The sequence below is a fragment of the Streptomyces typhae genome, from assembly GCF_009755605.1.
Lineage (GTDB): Bacteria > Actinomycetota > Actinomycetes > Streptomycetales > Streptomycetaceae > Streptomyces > Streptomyces typhae.
This window is the reverse complement of record NZ_WPNZ01000010.1, coordinates 62,671-84,401: the sequence shown is the minus strand read 5'-3', so window position 1 is coordinate 84,401 and position 21,731 is coordinate 62,671. Positions and strand designations below refer to the sequence as shown.

General features: G+C 74.6%; 17 protein-coding genes and 1 riboswitch. Of the genes, 4 read left to right on the top strand and 13 right to left on the bottom strand.

Annotated features, from left to right (window positions below; all coding sequences use genetic code 11):
• Positions 1–21 precede the first annotated feature (21 nt).
• From GPA10_RS19405 to GPA10_RS19390, 4 genes are all read right to left on the bottom strand, one after another.
• Entirely contained in the window at positions 22–426 is a 405-nt protein-coding gene (locus tag GPA10_RS19405) for an ectoine synthase (RefSeq protein WP_058851538.1), read from the bottom strand.
• A gap of 68 nt (positions 427–494) precedes the next feature.
• Positions 495–1,766 (bottom strand): diaminobutyrate--2-oxoglutarate transaminase, encoded by a 1,272-nt coding sequence (gene ectB / locus GPA10_RS19400; protein WP_058851537.1) that lies wholly within the window; start codon positions 1,764–1,766, stop codon positions 495–497.
• A gap of 151 nt (positions 1,767–1,917) precedes the next feature.
• Entirely contained in the window at positions 1,918–2,475 is a 558-nt protein-coding gene (gene ectA, locus GPA10_RS19395; RefSeq protein WP_079086935.1) for a diaminobutyrate acetyltransferase, read from the bottom strand.
• A 416-nt stretch (positions 2,476–2,891) separates the two neighbouring features.
• On the bottom strand, positions 2,892–3,992 hold the full coding sequence (locus GPA10_RS19390; protein WP_343041107.1) for a pyridoxal-phosphate-dependent aminotransferase family protein: 1,101 nt from the start codon (positions 3,990–3,992) through the stop codon (positions 2,892–2,894).
• Positions 3,993–4,115: 123 nt separating this feature from the next.
• Between GPA10_RS19390 and GPA10_RS19385 the strand changes: the two genes are divergently transcribed.
• Positions 4,116–5,210 carry an amidohydrolase family protein gene (locus GPA10_RS19385; protein ID WP_157166609.1) on the top strand — a complete coding sequence of 365 codons (1,095 nt, stop codon included), beginning with the start codon at positions 4,116–4,118 and terminating at the stop codon, positions 5,208–5,210.
• Between the two features lie 492 nt (positions 5,211–5,702).
• On the opposite strand, the gene GPA10_RS19380 is transcribed toward GPA10_RS19385, so the two are convergent.
• Positions 5,703–7,994: an NACHT domain-containing protein gene (locus GPA10_RS19380; protein ID WP_157166608.1), complete on the bottom strand. Its 2,292-nt coding sequence runs from the start codon at positions 7,992–7,994 to the stop codon at positions 5,703–5,705.
• Positions 7,995–8,394: 400 nt separating this feature from the next.
• On the opposite strand from GPA10_RS19380, the gene GPA10_RS19375 reads away from it, so the two are divergent.
• Positions 8,395–9,333: an SCO1860 family LAETG-anchored protein gene (locus GPA10_RS19375; RefSeq protein ID WP_246259439.1), complete on the top strand. Its 939-nt coding sequence runs from the start codon at positions 8,395–8,397 to the stop codon at positions 9,331–9,333.
• Between the two features lie 119 nt (positions 9,334–9,452).
• On the opposite strand, the gene cobC is transcribed toward GPA10_RS19375, so the two are convergent.
• Positions 9,453–10,601: an Rv2231c family histidinol phosphate aminotransferase CobC gene (gene cobC / locus GPA10_RS19370; RefSeq protein ID WP_157166606.1), complete on the bottom strand. Its 1,149-nt coding sequence runs from the start codon at positions 10,599–10,601 to the stop codon at positions 9,453–9,455.
• 120 nt (positions 10,602–10,721) lie between these two features.
• Positions 10,722–12,200: a cobalamin biosynthesis protein gene (locus GPA10_RS19365; RefSeq protein WP_246259437.1), complete on the bottom strand. Its 1,479-nt coding sequence runs from the start codon at positions 12,198–12,200 to the stop codon at positions 10,722–10,724.
• Between the two features lie 211 nt (positions 12,201–12,411).
• Here GPA10_RS19365 and GPA10_RS19360 point away from each other — a divergent pair, with 211 nt between their 5' ends.
• Entirely contained in the window at positions 12,412–13,143 is a 732-nt protein-coding gene (locus tag GPA10_RS19360; RefSeq protein WP_058851531.1) for a ZIP family metal transporter, read from the top strand.
• Positions 13,144–13,175: 32 nt separating this feature from the next.
• Here GPA10_RS19360 and GPA10_RS19355 read toward each other — a convergent pair whose 3' ends face one another.
• The 5 genes from GPA10_RS19355 to GPA10_RS19335 form a co-directional block, all read right to left on the bottom strand.
• Complete coding sequence (locus GPA10_RS19355) at positions 13,176–14,531, bottom strand: cobyrinic acid a,c-diamide synthase CobB (RefSeq protein ID WP_343041106.1); 1,356 nt, start codon at positions 14,529–14,531, stop codon at positions 13,176–13,178.
• On the bottom strand, positions 14,525–15,133 hold the full coding sequence (cobO, locus tag GPA10_RS42545) for a cob(I)yrinic acid a,c-diamide adenosyltransferase (protein ID WP_058851529.1): 609 nt from the start codon (positions 15,131–15,133) through the stop codon (positions 14,525–14,527). Before cobO ends, GPA10_RS19355 begins: the two co-directional genes overlap by 7 nt.
• On the bottom strand, positions 15,133–17,367 hold the full coding sequence (locus tag GPA10_RS19345; RefSeq protein ID WP_343041105.1) for a putative cobaltochelatase: 2,235 nt from the start codon (positions 17,365–17,367) through the stop codon (positions 15,133–15,135). The genes cobO and GPA10_RS19345 overlap by 1 nt, the downstream gene beginning before the upstream one ends.
• 121 nt (positions 17,368–17,488) lie before the next feature.
• Positions 17,489–19,210, bottom strand: coding sequence for a cobyric acid synthase (locus tag GPA10_RS19340; RefSeq protein WP_246259435.1), 1,722 nt, complete (start codon positions 19,208–19,210; stop codon positions 17,489–17,491).
• Positions 19,207–20,181 (bottom strand): cobalamin biosynthesis protein, encoded by a 975-nt coding sequence (locus tag GPA10_RS19335; RefSeq protein WP_343041104.1) that lies wholly within the window; start codon positions 20,179–20,181, stop codon positions 19,207–19,209. The genes GPA10_RS19340 and GPA10_RS19335 overlap by 4 nt, the downstream gene beginning before the upstream one ends.
• Before the next feature lie 109 nt (positions 20,182–20,290).
• Positions 20,291–20,443, bottom strand: a riboswitch (cobalamin riboswitch).
• Between the two features lie 214 nt (positions 20,444–20,657).
• Between GPA10_RS19335 and GPA10_RS19330 the strand changes: the two genes are divergently transcribed.
• Positions 20,658–20,864 (top strand): DUF397 domain-containing protein, encoded by a 207-nt coding sequence (locus GPA10_RS19330; RefSeq protein WP_343041103.1) that lies wholly within the window; start codon positions 20,658–20,660, stop codon positions 20,862–20,864.
• Positions 20,865–21,121: 257 nt separating this feature from the next.
• On the opposite strand, the gene GPA10_RS19325 is transcribed toward GPA10_RS19330, so the two are convergent.
• A complete protein-coding gene (locus GPA10_RS19325) occupies positions 21,122–21,706 on the bottom strand; it encodes a hypothetical protein (protein ID WP_157166604.1) in 585 nt (194 codons plus the stop codon).
• Positions 21,707–21,731: the final 25 nt, after the last annotated feature.

Genomic DNA, 21,731 nt, shown 5'->3' with positions numbered 1-21,731 from the left:
GATGTCTGCGCGGGGCGGGGGTTACTCGGCGTCCGGCTCGGTGAGCAGCGGGTAGACGCCGTTCTCGTCGTGGTCCTCACGGCCGGTCACCGGCGGGTTGAAGACGCACAGGCAGTGGAAGTCCTCCTTCACCCGCAGGGTGTGCTTCTCGTGCCCGTTCAGCAGGTACATGGTGCCGGGGGTGATGATGTGGGTCTCACCGTTGGTGTGGTCGGTGAGCTCCGCCTCGCCCTTGGTGCACACCACGGCCTCGATGTGGTTCGCGTACCACATCGAGGTCTCCGTACCCGCGTACAGGATGGTCTCGTGCAGCGAGAAGCCGACGCGCTCCTTGGCGAGCACGATGCGCTTGCTCTCCCAGGTGCCCGACGCGGACTTCACGTGCCGGTCGGTGCCTTCTATGTCCTTGAACGAACGGACGATCACAGTGGGTGCTTCCTGTTCTGTGCTGGGTTTCTACGGTACGAGGGCCCCGCGCGCCGGGCGGGGCGCGCTCAGGCGGTCTCGCGGACCGCGCGGGCGAGCGTGCGCAGGCCCTCGTCGAGCTCGTCGGCCGTGATGGTCAGGGCCGGGAGCAGCTTGACGACCTCGCTCTCGGGACCGGAGGTCTCGATGAGCAGGCCGAGTTCGAAGGCCCGCCTGGCGACGGCGCCCGCGCGCTCCTTGTCGCGGAACTCGATGCCCCACACCAGGCCGCGGCCGCGGTACTCGACGGTGGCCTCGGGGTGCTCGTCACGCAGGGCGACGAGGGCCTGCTCGACCTGCTCGCCGCGGGCCCGGGTCTGCTTCTCCATGGCCGAGCCGTCGGCCCAGTACGTCTCCAGGGTCGCGGCGGCCGTCACGAACGCCGGGTTGTTGCCGCGGAACGTGCCGTTGTGCTCGCCGGGCTCCCACACGTCCAGCTCGGGCTTGAAGAGCGTGAGGGCCATGGGCATGCCGTAGCCGCTGATGGACTTGGAGACGGTGACGATGTCCGGCACGATGCCCGCCTCCTCGAAGGAGAAGAAGGGGCCGGTGCGGCCGCAGCCCATCTGGATGTCGTCGACGATCAGCAGCATGTCCCAGCGCTTGCAGACGTCGGCGAGCTGCCGCAGCCACTCGGCGCGCGCGACATTGATGCCGCCCTCGCCCTGGACCGTCTCCACGATCACGGCGGCGGGCTGGTTCAGACCCGACCCGGAGTCCTCCAGGAGGCGCTCGAACCAGATGAAGTCGGGGGTGCGCCCGTCCAGGTAGTTGTCGAACGGCATCGGCGTGCCGTGCACCAGCGGAATGCCGGCGCCGGCGCGCTTGAAGGCGTTGCCGGTCACCGCGAGGGAGCCGAGCGACATGCCGTGGAAGGCGTTGGTGAACGACACGATCGACTCGCGGCCCTTGACCTTGCGGGCCAGCTTCAGCGCGGACTCCACCGCGTTGGTGCCCGTCGGGCCCGGGAACATGACCTTGTACGGCAGGTCGCGCGGGCGCAGGATCAGGTTCTGGAAGGACTCGAGGAAGGCGCGCTTGGCGGTCGTCGACATGTCGAGGCCGTGGGTAACGCCGTCCCGCTCGATGTAGTCGAGCAGAGCGCGTTTGAGGACCGGGTTGTTGTGGCCGTAGTTGAGCGAGCCGGCCCCCGCGAAGAAGTCGAGGTACTCGTGACCGTCCTCGTCGAACATGCGGCTGCCCTGCGCGCGGTCGAAGACAGTGGGCCAACCGCGGCAGTAGCTGCGCACCTCCGACTCCAGGGTCTCGAAGACGCTCAGGTCGGGCTGGGTGATGGTCACAGCGAATCTCCTGGGAGATGGAATGTCGTGAGGGGGGTGAGGGGACGGGAGTCGTGCCGCGCCGGCCGGCGGGGCGCCGGGTCCGGGCCGCGGCAGCCGGCCGGGACGTCGGTGCCCCGTCGGGCGAGGTCAGGTGCCCCATCGGGCGAGGTCAGAAGGGCAGCGGGGCGATGTCGTAGAGGACTTCGGGCTCGTGCCCGCCGTCGTCGCCGGGAAACAGGGCCGCGTCGAACAGGACGGTCCGCTCGACCTCTGCCCCGTGCCGCTCGGCGAACGACAGGAACAGCCGCTCGGAGGCGGTGTTGCCCGGAGTGATGGTCGTCTCCACGGCGTCGAGGCCGCGGTCGGCGGCCACCTTCGCGGCAAGCCCGTCGAGCATCGCACCGGCGAGGCCCCGGCCACGGTGAGCGTGGTCGACGGCCGTCTGCCAGACCACCAGGGTGCGCGGCTTGTCGGGACGGATGTAGCCGGTCATGAAGCCGGCGGGGGCGCCGTCGGCGTCCCTGGCGACCACGGATGTCGCCGCGAAGTCGCGACACCACAGCAGGTAGCTGTACGACGAGTTGAGGTCGAGGACCTTCGAGTCGCGGGCGATCCGCCAGATCGCGGCGCCGTCGGTGACGCCCGGGGTGTCGAGCCGTAGCCCCTCGGGCATTCCAAGGAATTTCGCTTGCAGGTCGGTCGGTAGATCGGCTTGTGCAGCGGTCATGCGAATTGAATTTACCGAGCAATTTCTGGGATTGCATCGGGGGGAGGGGTTACGTCCAGCCTTCTCGTCTGTTATCACGCATGCGCGTACGCCCGCATGAGCAGCCGGTGTTTGATGGTGATTTGCCCCGTTTATATCCGACATTACGGGCGTGCTGTGGAGTGCGTCACAGAGTGATAACACCAGTGAAGTGTGCCCGGATTGCGGCTTATGGTGCTTACAAAACCTTAGTGTTTAGCCCCTCGGAAAGCGGGCAGAAGAATACGGGAAGCTGTTCGCGATAAGAAATTCATTTAAAGCGTGCGCGTGAATTTGTGCGCGAATTGCTGTGGGGGTTTCGCGTGGCCGCGCACCACCGCCGCACGAGGCGGCGGCACGCAGGCCTCCGGTGCCCTTGCGCCCCTGCGCGCCCGGGCCTACGCCCAGGCCGCCGTGACGGCGCGCCGGGCCGCCTCCAGGTCGACTTGGCGCCCCATCTCGCCCATCGCGGCTCCGAGGGCCGCCAGACAGCCGTGCACCACGCCGCGCGTGGCGTCCGGGCCGTAGTGGTTGACGCGGACCATCTCCTTGGCCAGCGCGCCGCCGCCCGCGACGAGCGGCAGGACCGGGTCGGCGGCCAGGGCCCGCGCGACCAGGTCCGCGGCGTCGACCCCCGCCGGGGTGCGCAGCGTGGTGGCGACGGGCGCGGCGTCGGAGGCCTCGTACACATACGGTTCGAGGCCGCCGCCGAGCGCCACCGCGCCCGCGCGCGTAGCCGCCGCGGCCGTGGCGTGCCGCCCCATGAGCGCGTCGAGGCCCTCCGCCTCGACGCGCTCCACGCACGCTTCGAGAGCCAGCATCTCCAGCTGCGCGGGCGCGTGCAGGAGCGCCTTGCGGCCGCCGTCGATCCACCGCTCCTTCCAGTCCAGGAGCGAGAGATAGGAGCGGCGCGGAGCCTGCGGATTGGCGGCGAGCCGCTGCCAGGCACGCTCGCTCACCGACACCGCGGAGACGCCCGCGGGACCGCCCATCGCCTTCTGCGCGCCGATCACGCACAGGTCCACGCCCCACGCGTCAGGGAGCAGCGGCTCGGCGGCCACCGACGCCACCGCGTCGAGCATGAACAGGGCGCCGTGCGCCCGCACGACCGCACCGATCTCCGCGACCGGGTTGGTGTTGCCGGTGGCCGCCTCCGCGTGCACGAGCGACACGAAGTCGATCTCCGGGTTCCCGGCGAGGGCCTCCTCCACCTGAGCGGCGGTCACCGCGGTGTGGAACGGCACCGCGAGGTCGACGACCGTGGCACCGCAGTCCCGCAGCCAGTTGCCGAAGGTCTGCCCGTACGGGCCCGTGATCACGTTCAGGGCGGTGGTGCCGGGCCGCGCGGCGCCGCGGATGCACCCCTCCAGGGGCAGCAGCGCCTCGCCCTGCATGATCACGACGTCCTGCTCGGTGTCCAGGAGCCGGGCCACCCGGTCCTCGATGGCGGCGAAGTGCGCGGCGCCGAGCGGCGCCAGGTCAAGGAAGGGATGGGTCACGCTGCTGCTCGCTTCGGTAACGGTGACGGTGCCACGGTGGCTTTCGCGGTCGAGCGTACCGACCCCCGGCGATCCCCGGAGTCAGCCCTCTCACCCGCCACGGTGCTGTCTAAGCTGGCGCCCATGAGCGATCGCGCGGTGCTGCACGTGAAGGGGCGGGTGCTCGTAGGGCCCGAGGACGTACGGGACGAACTGTGGGTAATCGGCGGGCGGGTGACCTACCGGCGGCCCGCGGGGACGGGCCCGGACACCCTCACGGTCCGGGGCTGGGCGCTGCCGGGCCTTGTCGACGCCCACTGCCACGTGGGCCTCGACGCGCACGGCCCGGTGCCGCCCGAGGAGGCCGAGAAGCAGGCGCTCACCGAACGGGACGCGGGCGCGCTGCTCCTGCGCGACGCGGGCTCGCCGTCCGACACCCGCTGGATCGACGACCGCGAGGACCTCCCGAAGATCATCCGTGCCGGGCGGCACATCGCCCGCACCCGCCGCTACATCCGCAACTACGCCCACGAGATCGAGCCGGACGACCTCGTCGCGTACGTCGCCAGGGAGGCGCGGCGCGGCGACGGCTGGGTCAAGCTCGTCGGCGACTGGATCGACCGCGACGCGGGCGACCTCACCGCGTGCTGGCCGCGCGGCGCCGTCGAGGCGGCCATCGCCGAGGCCCATCGGCTCGGGGCCCGGGTCACCGCCCACTGCTTCGCCGAGGACTCCCTGCGCGACCTCGTCGAGGCGGGCATCGACTGCGTCGAGCACGCCACCGGCCTCACCGAGGACACCGTCCCGCTGTTCGCCGAACGCGGCGTCGCCATCGTCCCGACCCTCGTCAACATCGCGACCTTCCCGCAGCTCGCCGACGGCGGCGAGAAGAAGTTCCCCCGGTGGTCCGCCCATATGCGCCGTCTGCACGCGCGCCGCTACGACACCGTGCGCGCCGCCTACGACGCCGGCGTCCCCGTGTACGCGGGCACCGACGCCGGCGGCTCCCTCGCCCACGGCCTCATCGCCGACGAGGTCACCGAACTCACCAAGGCCGGCATCCCCGCCGTCGAGGCCCTGTCCGCCGCCGTGTGGTCCGCCCGGGCCTGGCTCGGCCGACCCGGGCTGGTGGAGGGGGCTCCGGCGGACCTCGTCGTGTACGGGGAGGATCCGCGGGGGGATGTGCGGGTGCTGGGGGCGCCGGAGGCCGTGGTGGTGAACGGGCGGGTGGTGGGCTGAGGGCCGGTGCGGCGGAGCTTCGAAGCGCGCGGCGGAGCTTCGAAGCTCGGCGAAGTCTTGGCGCGCGCGGCGAAGTCTCAGCGCGCGCGGTGAACTCTCAGCGCGCGCGGCGAAGTCTCAGCGCGTGCGGCGAAGTCTCAGTGCGCGCGGCGAAGTCTCAGCGCGTGCGGTGAACTCTCAGCGCGTGCGGCGAAGTCTCAGTGCGCGCGGCGAAGTCTCAGCGCGTGCGGTGAACTCTCAGCGCGTGCGGCGAAGTCTCAGTGCGCGCGGCGAAGTCTCAGTGCGCGCGGCGCAGTCTCAGCGCGCGCGGTGAACTCTCTGCGCGTGCGGCGAAGTCTCAGCCTGTCCGGCGTTTGAGGACGAGCGCGGAGCGCGATTCTCAGCCCGTCCGGCGTTTGAGGACGAGGCGCGGAGCGCCGATGCCTTTCGGGGGTTCGGCGGTCCGGGGGCCCGGGGCTCGGCGGTCCGCCGGTCCGGGGGGGGAGCCCCCGGCTAGGGGAAGGGGCGCTGAGGGATACAGCGGGGCGCCCCGCGAACGTCCCCCGGCGGCCCGGCGGCCAGATAACGTTGCAGGTCGATGTGGCGGAACTGGTACACCGCCCCCACCTGCCGCAGCACCCCCCGCTGCGCATGCGCGTCCCGAAGGAACGCCATGAGGTTCCACGGCAACCGGTGCCGCACCACGAGATAGGCCTTGGCCAGCAGGAAGTCCGCCCAGGCGGTCGGCAGCGGCCCGGTGGCCAGCCCGGCCGCGAGCCCGCCCCCGATGCCCACGACGAGCCCCCCGAGCAGCCCTCCGGCGAACAGCACCCCGAGCGCGTACACGAGCCCGACCACCAGGGCGGCCGCGATCCCGATGACGAGGAACGTACGGCGGTCGAGGGCGAGCAGGGTGCCGGGACCGATCGCGGTGGTGAGGTCGGGCTTCTCCACGCTGAGCCCGCCCACCAGCGCCCCCGCGAACCCGACGGCCAGCCCGCAGACCACCCCGCCCGTGACCCCGGCCGCGAGACCCCCGGCGAGCCCGCCCGCGAGCCCGAAGGCGAGGCCCACCGAGAGCCCGGACCACAGCCGCCCGGACGACCAGCGCAGCCGTGGCCGGGTCCCCGGCGTGCTGGGGCGCTGGAGCAGCGACACCGTGCACCCGTACACGAGGCCGCCCGAGCCGCCCGCCGCGAGCCCGGGACCGGTGCCGAGGACCAGCCCCACCGCGAGCCCTCCGCCGAGGCCGAACGCGAGCGCGGAGACCAGGCCCGAGGACAGCCGCAGGGTCCTGACGCGCATCACCCGGTGCAGCTCCCACCAGGCGAGGTCGGGGCCGCCGCCGTGGTGCTCGGCCAGGTGCCGGGCGAGGAACACGAGCACGTACCGCGCCCGCTCCGCGGTCCACCGCGGCGGGCGGGGGCCGTGCGGGGCGTACGCGGCCGGGATGAAGGCGTTGAACAGATGCGTGTCGAGGGCCGCCCGCGTGGGGAAGGCGACGGGGTCGCACAGGATGTCGGGGTGCGGGACGGACCCGCCGCGGGCGCCGGGGGAGGGCACAGGGTCCTCGGATGCGGATGCGGATGCGGATGCGGATGTGGATGCGGATGTGGAGGTAGAGGTAGAGGTAGAGGCGGAGGCGGAGGCCGGGTCGGGGGCGGAGGCGTCGTCGGGCCCCGGGTGGTGGGGGAAGGCGCGCGGGTTGTGGATGGTGCGGGCCAGGAACAGGCCGAGCGGGGTGCTCAGGGCCTGCCCCACGGGCGTGTCCGTGCCCAGGTGGGACACCACGCGCCGCCAGCGTGCGGCGGCGGGCGCGTGCGGCCCGCCCGCGTCACGGCGCAGATAAGCGGCCGCCTGCGCGGCGGTGAGCGGGAGCAGCCGGATGCCAGCGGCGCCGTTGAGCCGCACGGCACCCGCGCTGCGGGCGAGGGCGGCCCTGAAGCCCTCCGTGCGGCAGGCGAGCACGACGGGCTGCTTCGCGGACAGCGACCCGTTGACCGCGGCCAGGGCCTGCGGGTGCAGAGCGGGCGGCAGTTCGTCGAAGCCGTCGAGCAGCGGCAGGATCCGCCGCTCGTCGAGCAGCGCCCGCGCGAGCCCGCCCTCGGTGCCCGGCGCAGGGGCGCGCAGCGCCGGATGGCTGCGCCGCAACTGCTCGGCCAGCCAGTCCGTCAGCTCCTCGTGGGCCGGGTCCCAGGACGCCAGCGAGAACAGCACGGGTACGAGACCGCCCGCCGTGCGCCGTTCGCACAGGTCCTCCAGGAGCCGGATCAGGAGCACCGTCTTGCCCGCGCCCGGCTCCCCGAGCACGACGAGGCGCCTGGTGGGCACCCGGTCGGAGAACACCTCGCCGATCTGCGCGCCGGACCCGGCGAGGCCCGCCATGTCCGCGGGCCACGCGGCGGGGTCCCCCGGCGGCCCGCCGGGCCAGGCGCGGGTCAGATACGTCAACAGGCTCCAGGGCTCCACGAGTTCAGCGTCGGCGGCGCACCAGGAGACCGGCAGGGGGTAGGGGTCGTTCACCCGCCGGATCCGGGCCTCGGCGGCCCACTGCCTGCGCACCGCGTGCGCCAACTGGTCGGCGGCGAGCGCCAGGTCCACGGGGCCCGCCCCGACCGCCTGCTGCCGGAAGGCCGCCCAGGCCAGATACAGCGGGGCGAACGCGGGCAGCAGCGTCGCGGCCGTCGCCGCCGTGCCCAGCTCGAAGTGCCGGGCGAGGGCGAGCGCCCCGACCGTACCCAGCACCACGAGCAGCAGATACCGGACCCCCACGGGCCCCGGCCCGCCCCCCTCCGCATGCCCCACTCAGCCATGGTGCCTTGCCGGTGGCCCGTTGCTCGTGGCCCGTGCCTCCCGTTCGTTGACAGGGAGTTACCCATCGGACCCCGGGCTCGTTGTACGTGCCTTCGGCGCGCCCCGCTGTCAACAAGTCGACCCTGCCCGTCACCCGCACGTCGGCGGCACGGGCGGGGTGCGCGGGGTCTGAGGGAACGTCCGTGCCGCCGGATTCGAATACATCGGCGGAAACCTCTCCTTGGAGTGAACTCACGCCAGGTTGCTGACCGTTCACTCTCAGTGCGTAAAGATTCCCGGAGTCGGGGCGCCGCCAGGCGCATCCCGGCATCCGTGGTGCCCCGCGCACGCGATGTCCCCGTATGGCGTGCGCGGTCGGCACTTCCGTGACTCATGTGAGGGTTCCACCACCTTGACCAGCAACGCCTTCCGCAGACTTCCCGCCCGTCGCATCGGCGCGCTCGCCGCCGCCACCGTCGTCGCCGCGGGCTCCGCGGTGCTCGCCTCCACGGGCACCGCCCACGCCACCGACAAGGACCGCGGTGGCCGCGCGAGCGCCGTCGTGCTCCGCACCGGCCTCAACGTGTCCCTGCTCGACAAGACGGTGAACCTCCCGCTGAACACCGCGCTCAACGACGTGGCCGCGCCCGCGAGCGCCGAGAGGACCGCGCTCACCGCGAAGCTCGACGGAGTCGAGGGAGGCCGGCCCTTCGAGGTCCTGCGCGCGGACGTGGCCACCGCGAAGGCCACGGTCGAGGGCGGCACGGCCGAGGGGTACAGCAACCTCCTGCGCGCCAAGGTGCGGCTGCCCGGACTGCCGGCGCTGCCCCTCGTCGAGGTGGAGCAGGTCACCTCCAAGGCCGTGTGCGTGGCGGGCAAGCGGCCCGTGGCCGAGTCGGAGCTGCTCGGCGGGGTGACGGTGCTCGGCAAGCGGGTCGCGCTCAGGGCCGCGGGCACGACGCAGGTGTCCGTGCCCGGCGTCGGCGACGTCCGGCTCGACCTGTCGTCGACGCGGACCACGTCCCGTACGGCGGCGGCGGTCGCCCTGCGGCTCAAGGTGTCCGTGGACCCGCTGAAGCTCGGGGTCGCGGCGGTGGAGGGGTCCGTGACGCTGGCCGGGGCCGACTGCACCGTGCCAGGGCCCGGCGCCGAGCCGCAGCCCCGGCCGCAGGAGGAGGAGCCCGCCCCGCAGGGCAAGGCCGCCGAGCCGGTCGTCGCCAAGAAGGAAGCCCCCGACGACAACCTCGCCGAGACCGGCGGCAGTTCGGCCACCCCGTACGTGGCGGGCGGCGCCGTCGCTCTCCTCCTCGCCGGAGGCGGCACTCTGGCCTACACACGCCGCCGCCGCTGACAGGGACCCCCGGTCGACGGTGCCCCTGGGCACGCCGTAACGGCACCGTCGACCGGGGCTGTGCCCACAGGGGTATCCGCCACCCGCTGTGGGCGCCTCCGGTGCGACGGCATGGGCGCTCAGGGCGCGGGCGGCAAGGACGCCCGCAGGGCGGTGAGGAAGGCGTCCGTGGTGGGGCGGTCCCGGACCGCCACCCGTATCCACTCGGGCCCCAGGCCAGGGAACGTGTCGCCGCGCCGCACGGCGAACCCCCGCTCCCGCAACCGCTCCCGCACCCCCTGGGCCCCCTCCACCCGCACCAGCACGAACGGCCCCTCCGCGGGCCCCGCCACCGTCACCCCGGGCACCTCCCCGAGGCCGGCCACCAGATGCCCCCGCTCGGCGGCTACCCGGTGCGCCACATGCCCCGCCTCCGCGAGCGCCCGCGGCCCCACGCACGCCTCCGCCGCGGCGAGGGCGGGCGACGACACCGGCCACAGCGGCTGCGCGCGGGCGAGTTCGGCGACGATCTCCGGGGCGGCCAGGACATAGCCGATGCGCAGCCCCGCGAGCCCCCACGTCTTCGTCAGGCTCCGCAGCACCACGAGCCCCGGCACGTCGTCCCGCCCGGCGAGGGCCTCCCGCTCACCGGGGACCGCGTCCATGAACGCCTCGTCCACCACCAGGATCCGCCCGGGACGGGCGAGCCCGACCAGGTCCGCCGCCGGATGCAGGACCGACGTGGGGTTCGTCGGGTTGCCGACGACGACCAGGTCGGCGTCCGCGGGCACGGCGCCGGGGTCGAGCCGGAAACCGTCCTCGGCCCGCAACAGGACCCGCCGCACCCGGTGCCCCGCGTCACGCAGCGCCGCCTCCGGCTCGGTGAACTGCGGATGCACGACCACCGGCCGCCGCACCCGCAGCGCCCGCGCGAGCAGCACGAAGGCCTCCGCGGCCCCCGCCGTCAGGAGCACCCGCTCCGGCGGAACGCCGTGCCGCGCCGCGACCGCCGCCCGCGCGGCCCGCCCGTCCGGATAGGCGGCGAGCCCGTCGAGCGACTCGGCGACACACTGCTTCAGCCACGCGGGCGGCGTACCGGCGCGGACATTGACGGCGAGGTCGACGAGCCCGCCCCCGCCGCGCACCTCGGCGTCCCCGTGATGCCGGAGATCGACCTCGGCCTCGACCTCGACCTCGGCCTCGACCTCGGCCTCGACCTCGGCCTCGACCTCGGCCAGGATCCCGGGCCCGGCCCCGACCTCGGCCTCCGCGTCAGTGGAAGTGCCCATGTCTGCCGCCGCCCTCATGCTCGTATCGATATCTGTGTCTGTGTCTGTGTCCGTGTCGGTGTCCGGTACGTGTCGGTGTCCGTGTCCGGCTTCGTGCGCGTGTTCCTGTCGTACGGGGTCTCACTCGTCCTCCTCGGGACGGGACGACGCCCGGTGGCCACCACCCGGCGGTGTCACCATGCGCCCCGCCTCCGTCCGCGTCGCGGTGTTGCCGACGATCACCACGGCCGTGCGGTCGACGTCGTCCGGGTCGAGGGCGGCCAGGGTCGTCAGGCGCACGCTCCCGTCGGAGCGCGGGCCCGCGCCGACCCGGACGACGCCCACGGGGGTCGTCGGCGGGAGGTGTGCGGACAGCAGCCGCAGGGCTCGCGGCAGGCGCTGCGCGATATCGCCCGCCAGGGCCGCGGACTGTCCGCCGAAGGCGGCGTGCGGGGCGTGGAACGTGATCACCAGATCCACCTCCGCCGCCGCCCGCACCCGGCGCTCCACCAGCTCCCACGGCGTGTGCGCGTCCGACCAGGCGACGCTGACGTGGTCGTCGCCGAGCGGTGCGCCGAGGAGCGCCGCGGCGGCGGCCGCCGCGCTCACCCCCGGCACACCGACCACGTCGATGCCGTCCCCGGCCGCGGCGAGCGCGGGCGACGCCATCGCGTGCCCGGCGCGCCCCCCGGCGTCCCCCGGCTCGACCAGCGCGACGGCCCGCCCCGCACGGGCCTCGGCCACGGCCGCGCGGACCCGCTCCTCCTCGGCGCCGGGGCCGGACGCGACGATCCGCGTCCCCGGGCGCAGCAGGTCCCCGATCCGCTCGACGCAAGCGTCCAGGCCCACGAGCACCCCGGCCCGCCGCAGCTCGTCCAGGGCGCGGGGCGTGAGCAGGTCCCGGTCGCCGGGGCCGAGACCCACGACGGCGAGGCGTCCGCGCGCGGGCCGCCGCACCACGGCACACGTGGCGCGCGCCGGCCCGCCGTCCGCGCGCTCCGACTTCCGCTTGGGGACGAGGAGTTCACCGCCACCGCGCAGCGCCGCGGCCTCGGCGACCGACGGCGTCCCGAAGGCGGCGAGCGCCGCCCCCGAGGGATGGGGCACGTCCACCCGCGCCAGCTCCTCGGCGGGGTACGCCACCAGGGGCACCCCGAGGCGCGCCGCCGCCCCGGCCACCCCGGCCTCGTCCCGCTTGTCCGCCACGGTCGCCAACTCCCGTACGCACAGCGCGGAAAGGCCCGCGGCCCGCAGCGACTCACGGACCAGTTCGAGGACTTCGTCGACGGGTGCGCCGCTGCCCGCGCCGACGCCCACCACCAGGGAGGGCGGCCGGAGCGTGACCTCGCGCAGCGACGGCGTGCAGGTGCGGTCGGAGATCCGCACGGTCGCCCGGCCCGGCTGCGGCCGCCCGTCGGGCGGGGCGAGCGGGGTGACGTTGGGCGGCAGGGCGGGCAGGGGCCACGCCAGTTCCGCGTCCAGGGCCACGGGCTCCCCGCCGAGGATCGCCCGGGTCACCCCGGCGATGTCGCCCTCCACGGGGAACCCCAGCGTGTCGAGCCCCGGCGGCACGGACCCCCCGTCGGAGGAGGCCCTGCCGGTGGGCGCGACGTCGGCCATGGGGAGTACCTGGTATCTCTCGTGCGGACGCGGCGGAACATGATCACACATCGGACCATGAACCGGACCACGCATCGGAACATCAAGGGGACAACCGCGAGGATAAGGAGGGTGCCGGGGGAGCGGTGCGGCCGGGGCCGGGCGAGTGGCTCACGGGGCCCGCGGGCGGGTGCGCGGTGCACGGACGGGATCAATCCGCTAGCAAGGGCGCATGGCGGTGTTCGTGGCGCTCGGCGCGTTCCTGATGACCCTCGTCGGCGGCTGGACCGCGGGGCGGGTCACCGACCGGCGCCATCTGGTCCTCGGCCTCGCGGGCGGCCTCATGCTCGGCGTGGTCGGCCTCGACCTGCTCCCGGAGGCCCTCGACGCGGCGGGCGGGCCGGTCTTCGGGGTGCCCGCGGCGCTGCTGCTCGTCGTCGCGGGCTTCCTCTTCGCCCATGTGGTGGAACGGCTGCTCGCGCTGCGGCGGGCGGCGCACGGCGGTGCCGACGCCGCGAACGACCGGGTGCCGCAGGTGGGTCTGACGGCCGCCGCCGCGATGGTCGGCCACAGCGTGATGGACGGCGTCGCCATCGGCGCCGCGTTCCAGGTCGGCGGCGGCATGGGCGCGGCGGTCGCGCTCGCCGTCATCGCCCACGACTTCGCGGACGGCTTCAACACGTACACGATCACCCGCCTGTACGGGAACGCGCGCCGCAAGGCCGTCCTGATGCTCCTCGCGGACGCCGCGGCCCCGGTCGTGGGCGCGGCGACCACCCTGGCCTTCACCATTCCCGAGCCGCTGCTCGGCGGCTATCTCGGCTTCTTCGGCGGCGCCCTGCTCTACCTCGCCGCCGCCGAGATCCTGCCCGAGGCCCACCACGACCACCCCGCGCGCTCGACGCTGCTGTGCACGGTGGCGGGCGCGGCGTTCATCTGGCTGGTGGTGGGCCTCGCCGAGTGAGCGGGGCGCGGGCCCGGCGGGCAGCGCACGGCTCACGCCGCGCACCGCGCCACGAACCGGCGGGCGACCCCGGGCTCGGCGGCCCAGTGGGTGTGCAGATAGCTGGCGTGCACGCCCCGCTCCACGAACCCCTCGACGCGCCGCTCCGGGGTGTGCATGCCCCAGGCGGGAGTCGCCCCCGCGCCCGGCTCCACGACCGTGCGGTGGAACTCGTGCCCGCGCATCCGGGTGCCCGCGGCCGCGAGGACGCTGTCCGACACGGCGACGGCCTCGCGGTAGCCGAGCGTCAGCCGCTCCGACATCCGCGCCCGCGCGTCCAGGACCCCGCACATCGGCCTGCCGTCCAGCTCCCGCGCCAGATACAGCAGCCCCGCGCACTCGGCGGCCACCGGGCCGCCGCTCGCCGCGAGGTCGGCCACGGCCTTGCGCAGCGGCTCGTTGGCGGACAGCTCCGGCGCGTACATCTCGGGGAACCCGCCGCCCACGACGAGACCGCGGGTGCCGGGCGGCAGTTCCTCGTCGTGCAGCGGGTCGAAGGGCACGACGTCTGCGCCCGCCGCGGTCAGGAGTTCGGCGTGTTCCGCGTACGAGAAGGTGAACGCGGCCCCGCCGGCCACGGCGACGACCGGGGCCGCGGCCGGCACGGGGGCCGGGGAGCCGACGGCCTCGTGCGGGTCCCAGACCGGGCCCGGCAGCCGGGGCGCGCTGCGGGCGAGGGCGAGCAGCGCGTCCATGTCGCAGCCCTGCCGCACCTGCTCGGCCGACGCGGCCACGGACTCCAGGGCCGCCGCGCCCCGCTCGGCCACCGGCACCAGACCCAGGTGCCGGGACGGCGCCTGCACCTGCGGGGCCCGGCGCAGCGCACCGAGCACCGGCACCCCGGAGGAGCCGAGCGCGTCCCGCAGCAGGTCCTCGTGGCGCTGCGACCCCACCTTGTTCAGGATCACCCCGCCCATCCGGACCTCCGGGTCCCAGGACGCGAAGCCGTGTACGAGCGCCGCCACCGACCGCGACTGCGACGACGCGTCGACGACGAGCACCACGGGCGCCCGGAGGAGCTTCGCCACGTGGGCCGTGGACGCCAGCTCCCCCTGCCCGGAGGCGCCGTCGTACAGGCCCATCACGCCCTCCACGACGGCGAGGTCGCAGCCGCGCGCGCCGTGCGCGAACAGCGGCGCCACCAGGCCGGGACCGCACATGAAGGCGTCGAGGTTCCGCCCGGCGCGCCCGGTGGCGAGCGCGTGGTACCCGGGATCGATGTAGTCGGGGCCGACCTTGTGCGGGGACACGGCGAGCCCGGCCGCGGCGAACGCGGCCATCAGGCCGGTCGCGACGGTCGTCTTCCCGCTCCCCGACGACGGCGCCGCGACCACGAGACGTGCTACCACTCGATGCCCCGCTGCCCCTTCTGGCCCGCGTCCATCGGGTGCTTGACCTTGGACATGTCGGTGACGAGGTCGGCGAAGTCGAGGAGCGGCTGCGGGGCGTTGCGCCCGGTGATCACGACATGCTGCGTCCCCGGCCGGTCGCGGAGCACCGCGACGACCTCCTCGACGTCGATCCAGCCCCAGTGCAGGGGGTAGGCGAACTCGTCGAGGACGTACAGCTTGTAGCGCTCCGCCGCGAGGTCCCGCTTGACCTGCTCCCAGCCCTCGCGGGCCTTGTCCTCGTTGGTCGTCTCGCCCTCGGCGGGGGCGCGCTGGATCCACGACCAGCCCTCGCCCATCTTGTGCCAGTCGACGGAGCCGCCCTGCTCGCTCGCGCCGAGCACCTTGAGCGCGTTCTCCTCGCCGACCTTCCACTTCGCCGACTTCACGAACTGGAACACCCCGATCGGCCAGCCCTGGTTCCAGGCGCGCAGCGCGAGCCCGAACGCGGCCGTCGACTTGCCCTTGCCGATCCCCGTGTGCACGAGCACCAGCGGGCGGTTGCGCCGCTGCCGCGTCGTCAGTCCGTCCTTCGGCACCACACTCGGCTGTCCCTGAGGCATCAGGCAACCCTCCCCTTCACCGTCGTCGTCTTCTGCGCGCTCTGCGCATTCCTCGCGCTCTGCGCACCGCGGGCACCGTTGCTCTGCGCACCGCGGGCACCGTTGCTCTGCGCACCGCGGGCACCGTGCCCGCCCTGGACGTCCTTGACGAGCCCGGCGATCGAGTCCGCCCGCAGCTCGTCGAGCGTCACCGCGCTCCCGCCGAGCTCCCCGGCGAGCTGTCCGGCGAGGCCGAGCCGCACCGGCCCCGACTCGCAGTCCACGACGACCGAGGCGTGTCCCTCGGCCGCGAACAGGCGCGCGGCGCGCCCGGCCTGCGCCAGCGGCTCGGCGCCGCCGGTCGCACGGCCGTCGGTCACCACGACCACCAGGGGGCGCCGCGCGGGGTCCCGCAGCCGCTCGATCCGCAGCACCTCGTGCGCCCGCAGCAGACCGGTCGCGAGCGGGGTGCGCCCGCCCGTCGGCAGCGTCTCCAGGCGCGCCGCCGCCGCGTCCACCGACGACGTCGGCGGCAGCGCCACCTCCGCCGTCCTCCCGCGGAACGTCACCAGGCCCACCTTGTCCCGCCGCTGGTAGGCGTCGAGGAGCAGCGAGAGCACCGCGCCCTTCACGGCGGTCATGCGCTGCCGGGCAGCCATCGAACCGGACGCGTCCACGACGAACAGCACGAGGTTGCCCTCGCGGCCCTCCCGCGTCGCCTGCCGCAGGTCGTCCCTGCGCACCACGAGCCCGCGTCCGGACCGGCCGCGTGCCCGCTGGTGCGGCGCCGCCGCCTGCACGGTCGCCGCGAGGTGCAGCTTGGTGAGGACGCCGCGGGGCCGCCGCGCCCCCGTCGTCCTGCCGTGCTCGGTACGGGCCCGGGAGCGCCGGCCCGCCGCGCCCTCCCCGAGTCCGGGCACGCTCAGGACCTTCGTGCGGAACGGCTCACCGGACCGTACGGGCTGCTGGTCCGGGGCGCCGGCCCGCTGGGGCTGGGGCCGACGTTCGTCGGGGGACTCGGGGGACTCGGGGGACTCGGACTCGGGGGACTCGGCCGGGTCGGTGGTGTCCTGTGCCTCGGTGGTCTCTTGGGCCTCGGGGGCCTCAGGGGGCCGCGTGGCGCCGTCGTCGCCGGGGCGCTCGGGGCCGGGGTCCTGCGGGGGGCGGCCGCCACCGCCGTCCGGGCCGCCGTCGGGGCCGCCGTCCGGGTCCGGGTCGTCCTCGGGGCCCGTGCCGGGGTCGTCGTCGCCGAACTCCTCCAGGGTCTCGTCGAGCTTGTCCTCGTCGAGGCCCGGCGCGTCGAACGGGTTGCGGCGGCGCCGGTGCGGCAGCGCGAGCAGCGCCGCCTGCCGCACGTCCTCGGCGAGGACGTCCTCGCGGCCCGCCCACGCGGCGAGGGCGGTCGCCGTCCGCGCCATCACGATGTCGGCGCGCATGCCGTCCACCTCGAAGGCCGCGCAGGTCGCCGCGATCTGGCGCAGGGCGCCGTCGCCGAGCCGTACCTCCGGCAGCAGCGCGCGGGCGGCCACGACCCGCTCGCGCACCTCGGCCTCGTCCGCCGCCCAGCGCGCCGCGAACGCCTCCGGGGCGTCGTCGTAGGCGAGCCTGCGCCGCACCACCTCCACGCGCTGGTCGGGCTCGCGCGAGGCGGCGACCTCGACGGTGAGGCCGAACCGGTCGAGCAGCTGCGGCCGCAGCTCGCCCTCCTCGGGGTTCATCGTGCCCACGAGCAGGAACCGCGCCGCGTGCCGCACGGACACGCCCTCGCGCTCCACATAGCTCGCGCCCATGGCCGCCGCGTCGAGCAGCAGGTCGACCAGGTGGTCGTGGAGGAGGTTCACCTCGTCCACGTACAGGATCCCGCGGTGCGCGTCGGCGAGGAGCCCCGGCTCGAAGGCCTTCACGCCCTCGGAGAGCGCCCGTTCGATGTCCAGGGCGCCCACGAGGCGGTCCTCGGAGGCGCCCACGGGCAGCTCCACCATGCGCGCGGGCCGCGCCGTGCCCGGACCCGCCTCGTGCGGCCCGTCCGGGCAGCCGGGGTCGGGCGCGTCCGGCGGGCACGAGAACCGGCAGCCCGGCACGGTGTCCACCTCGGGCAGCAGCGCCGACAGGGCACGCACGGCGGTGGACTTGGCGGTGCCCTTCTCACCGCGCACCAGGACACCGCCGACGGCGGGGGAGACGGCGTTGAGCAGCAGGGCGAGGCGCAGGTCGTCCTGGCCGACGAGGGCGGTGAAGGGGTACGGGGTGCTCACGCGGTGACCTCCTGAGGGTGCTGCGGCGACCACTCGGCGCGCCCGGTGTCGGCGGGCGTGGCCAGAGGCCGTGGGGCGGGGTACGGATGCGGATGCGCTCGCGGACGAGGCCGGGCGGGGGTCACGGGCGGGGGCGGTGGTGCGGCGGGGCTGTTCCCGGCGGCGGCATCTGCGGTGTTCCCGGCGGTGGCGCCTGCGGCGTTCCCGGCGATGGCACTTGCGGTGCTGCCTGCGGTGTTCCCGGCGGCGGCACTTGCGGTGCTGCCTGCGGTGTTCCCGGCGGCGGCACTTGCGGTGCTGCCTGCGGCGGTACCTGCGGTGCTGCCCGCGATGGCACCCGCGGTGCTCCCGGCGGGACGAAGGGCAGGCCGGCGGGTGCGCCGGACTCGATCAGACGCAGCAGCGCCGCGGTGTCCGCGTGCTCCTCGACGAGGTCGCCGAGCAGATCGAGCTGCTGCTCGCGCAGCGCCTCGAAGCAGGTGTCGGGGGCGGGCACGAAGCGGCGGCCCGCGGCACGGGCGATCTCGGTGAGGAAGCGGCGCCGGAACGCGTCGCTCTCCAGCGAGCCGTGCCAGTGCGTGCCCCACACCGCACCGACCCGGCAGCCGTCAAGGAAGGGCTCACCGCCGAGGACGTCGGCGACGCCGTGGTGGATCTCGTACCCCTCGACGCGCTCGCCGAGCGCTTCGCCGACAGGCCGCGCGAGCGTCTTCTCCCGCCGGAAGGCGACGCGCACGGGCAGCAGGCCGAGCCCGTCGACGGATCCGGCGCGCGACTCCACGTCGTCCTCGATGTGCTCGCCGAGCATCTGGAAGCCACCGCAGATCCCGAGGACCGGACGGCCCTCGGCGGCCCTGCGGGCCAGCGCGTCCGCGAGGCCGCGCTCGCGCAGCCACCGCAGGGCGCGCACGGTGCCGCGGGTGCCGGGCACGACGACGAGGTCGGCGTCGACGAGTTCCTCGGCCCGGTCCACGAACCGCACGACGACGCCCGGTTCGGCGGCGAGCGCGTCGACGTCGGTGAAGTTGGACATCAGCGGCACGGCGCACACGGCGACGCGCAGCACGTCCGCGCCGACGGGCGGCGCCACGACGGACTCACGGACCGCCCCGCGCAGCGACACCCGCAGGCCGTCCTCCTCGTCGATGCCGAGCCCGTGCCGGAACGGCAGCACACCCAGCGTGGGCCGCCCCGTCAGGTCCCGCAGCATGTCGAGTCCGGGTTTGAGCAGCGACACGTCACCGCGGAACTTGTTCACGAGGAAACCCGCGACGAGTTCCTGGTCCGCGGGCGCGAGCAGCGCCACGGTGCCGAAGAAGGACGCGAAGACGCCGCCGCGGTCGATGTCGCCGACCACGACGACGGGGAAGCGCGCGGCCCGCGCGATGCCCATGTTCACGATGTCGGTGCGCCGCAGATTGATCTCGGCGGGACTGCCCGCGCCTTCACAGATCACGGCGTCATAGGTGCCCCGGAGTTCCTCCAGGCATCCCACGACGGTTTCCAGCAGGGCCTGCTGGCGCCCGCCGTGGTAGCCGCGGGCACTCATCTCGCCCACCGGTTTCCCCATGAGGACGACCTGGCTGGAGCGGTCGCTGCCCGGCTTGAGCAGCACGGGGTTCATCAGCGCGGACGGCTCGACGCGCGCGGCCTGCGCCTGCATGGCCTGCGCCCGCCCGATCTCGGCGCCCTCGCGCGTGACGAAGGAGTTGAGCGACATGTTCTGCGCCTTGAACGGCGCGACGGAGATCCCCTTGCGCGTCAGCCACCGGCAGATGCCCGCGGTCACGACGCTCTTGCCGGCGTCGGAGGTGGTCCCGGCGACGAGCAGCCCTCCACTCATGAACTACCTCCGGACGTCCGTGGGGCCGGGGCCGCTGTGCGGGCACCCCGTACGAGATCGGCGGCCACGGCGACGCCCAGGGCGAGCAGGGAGACCCGCCGGGACAGACGCACGGCCCGCTCGATGTCCGTCACGGCGACAGGACGACCGCCGCCGTTCAGGACCGGCCGGTGCTCGACCCGGCCCGCGTACGAGAGCGTCCCCCCGAGCCGTACGCCCAACGCCCCCGCGAAGGAGGCCTCGACGACGCCCGCGTTGGGACTGGGGTGGAGCGCGGCGTCCTTGCGCCAGGCCCGCGCCGCCGCGCCGGGGGAGCCGCCCGCGACCACCGCGAGCACACCCGTGAGCCGGGCGCCGGGCCAGCCGAGGACGTCGTCCAGGCGGGCGGAGGCCCAGCCGTAGCGCCGGTACCTGCGGGACTTGTGGCCGACCATGGCGTCGAGCGTGTTCACCGCGCGGAACCCGAGCAGCCCCGGCACGCCCGCGGCGGCGCCCCACACCAGCGCGCCCACCACGGCGTCGGAGGTGTTCTCGGCGACGGACTCCACGACGGCACGGGCGATCCCGTCCGCGTCCAGGGCCTCGGGGTCGCGCCCGCACAGATGCGGCAGCCGCTCCCGCGCCACGTCGACGTCCCCCGCGGCCAGGGCCCCCGCGACGGCGCGGGCCTCGCGGCCGAGCGAGGTGCCGCCGACGACGGCCCAGGTCGCGGCGGCGGTCAACCCGACGGACGCGGTACGGGAACGGCGTACGGCGAAGGCGGCAAGCGCACCGGCACCGGCCGCGCCCCCGGCGCACACCACTGTGTGCAGCGCGCCCCAGCCGCGGTGGTCGCGCCACAGCGCGCGTTCGACGGCCGCCGCCGCGCGCCCGAACGCGGCGACCGGGTGGCCGCGGCGGGGGTCGCCGAGCAGCAGGTCACCGAGGAGGCCCGCGGCGGCGCCGTACGCGAAGTCGCGATCGGCACACACGGCTCAGCCCGCCGTCGCGTACGGGCGTACCCGCCGGGGCAGGGAGACGGGAACCGGCAACGGGCGGCCGCGCATGACGACATGTCCTCACTCAGGGTGTCCGCGCCCTGGTTCGACGAGACCGGCGGCGAGAGTTCCTGGCTCCCGGGGACCGCGTGCGGTCGCCCGGTGACAGTGGCGGGACCGCGCCGGACTCGCACCGGCTTCCTCTCCTGCCGCCGTAAATTGGCTTCGGCAGTTCACCATGGCCCGCGATGTCCGTCAACTTGCTGTTGACCTGCGGTGGGAGAGTGTGCGGAGGTCCACACGGGGCTCGTGACCCGAGGGCCGGTTTGAGCCTAGGCGTGGCCGACCACGCTCCGTAGGCTCGAATATGACAGGAGACCGGCGCGGGACGCCTACCCGGCGTGGCGCGGGCGATCTCGCCGGTCCCGGCACACCGGTGACGCGGGCTCGCGCGAGGGCAAGGGGGCGGTGTGGCCGACGAGTACATAGCCGCGGAGCAGTGGTTCACAAGCAGTTACACCAGGCCTGACGGCGATTGCGTGGAAGTGGCCCTCCCCGCAGGAGCGGTGTGGGTCCGTGACTCGAATCACCGCGGCGAGGGGCACATGAACGTGACGCCGTCGGCGTGGCGGGCGTTTGTCAGGGCGGTGTCCTCGGGGAGAGTCGGGGTGGAGTGAGCAGTCCCAGCGCGCGCAAGGAAGGCTGGAGACCATGGGGGTTGAGAGCAAGCAGCTGCCGCTGAGCAAGCACGCGCCGCGATCCACCAGGCGTCTGTTCCTGGTGGTGTACTGCGCGGTCTGCGGCGCCGTCGCCACGCTCGCGGGCGCTCTCGCCTCCCTGCTCGTCGAAGGCCTCCCGCTCCGGCTCGCGGTCTGGCTCGGAACCTCCGCGGCCGTGGCGGCGGGGGCCGGGGTCCTGTGGGGGCGCACGACGCTCATCCGGTGCCCGCCCGGGGCGCCGGACCGTCCGCGGCGGCCCCGTTCGCCGGCGGACCCGGATCGTCCGTAGGTCCGGCACGGGGACGGCCGCGCCGCAAGGTCCGTACCAGCCAGCCCACCCCTGCGGTGAGCAGGCCGCAGATTCCCGCCAGGGCGGTGACGAAGTGCCAGGGGGCGATGACGTACTGCGCGACGACGCCCTTCGCGATGATGGCGGCCGGGGCCAGCGCCGCGATGACCGCGACGAGGCACACCGACACGCAGCCCGCCTTCGCCAGGAAGCTCAGGGTCTGCTGTTCCTGGGTGTGCAGGCTGCGACGGTGCTCGCTGTCGAGAAGGCGGTTCAGCTCCCGGGCGAACACGGGATCCTTCATGCCCTCCCGGAAGAGGTCGTGCAGCTGGGACGGGGTCGTGGCCGGGGAATCGGTCGCGTCCTCCTCCTGGGGGTCGCCCGGGGAGTCGTTCGCGTCGGGCCCGTCGGCGGCCGTCCCGCCGACGGGAGGTGCGTTGCCGGATGTGTCGGTGGAGCGCCATGCCGTCAGACAGCGCATCACCCACCGTGCCAACGTGACGACCGGCATTGCGCCAGCCCTCCCCTCGTCCCGG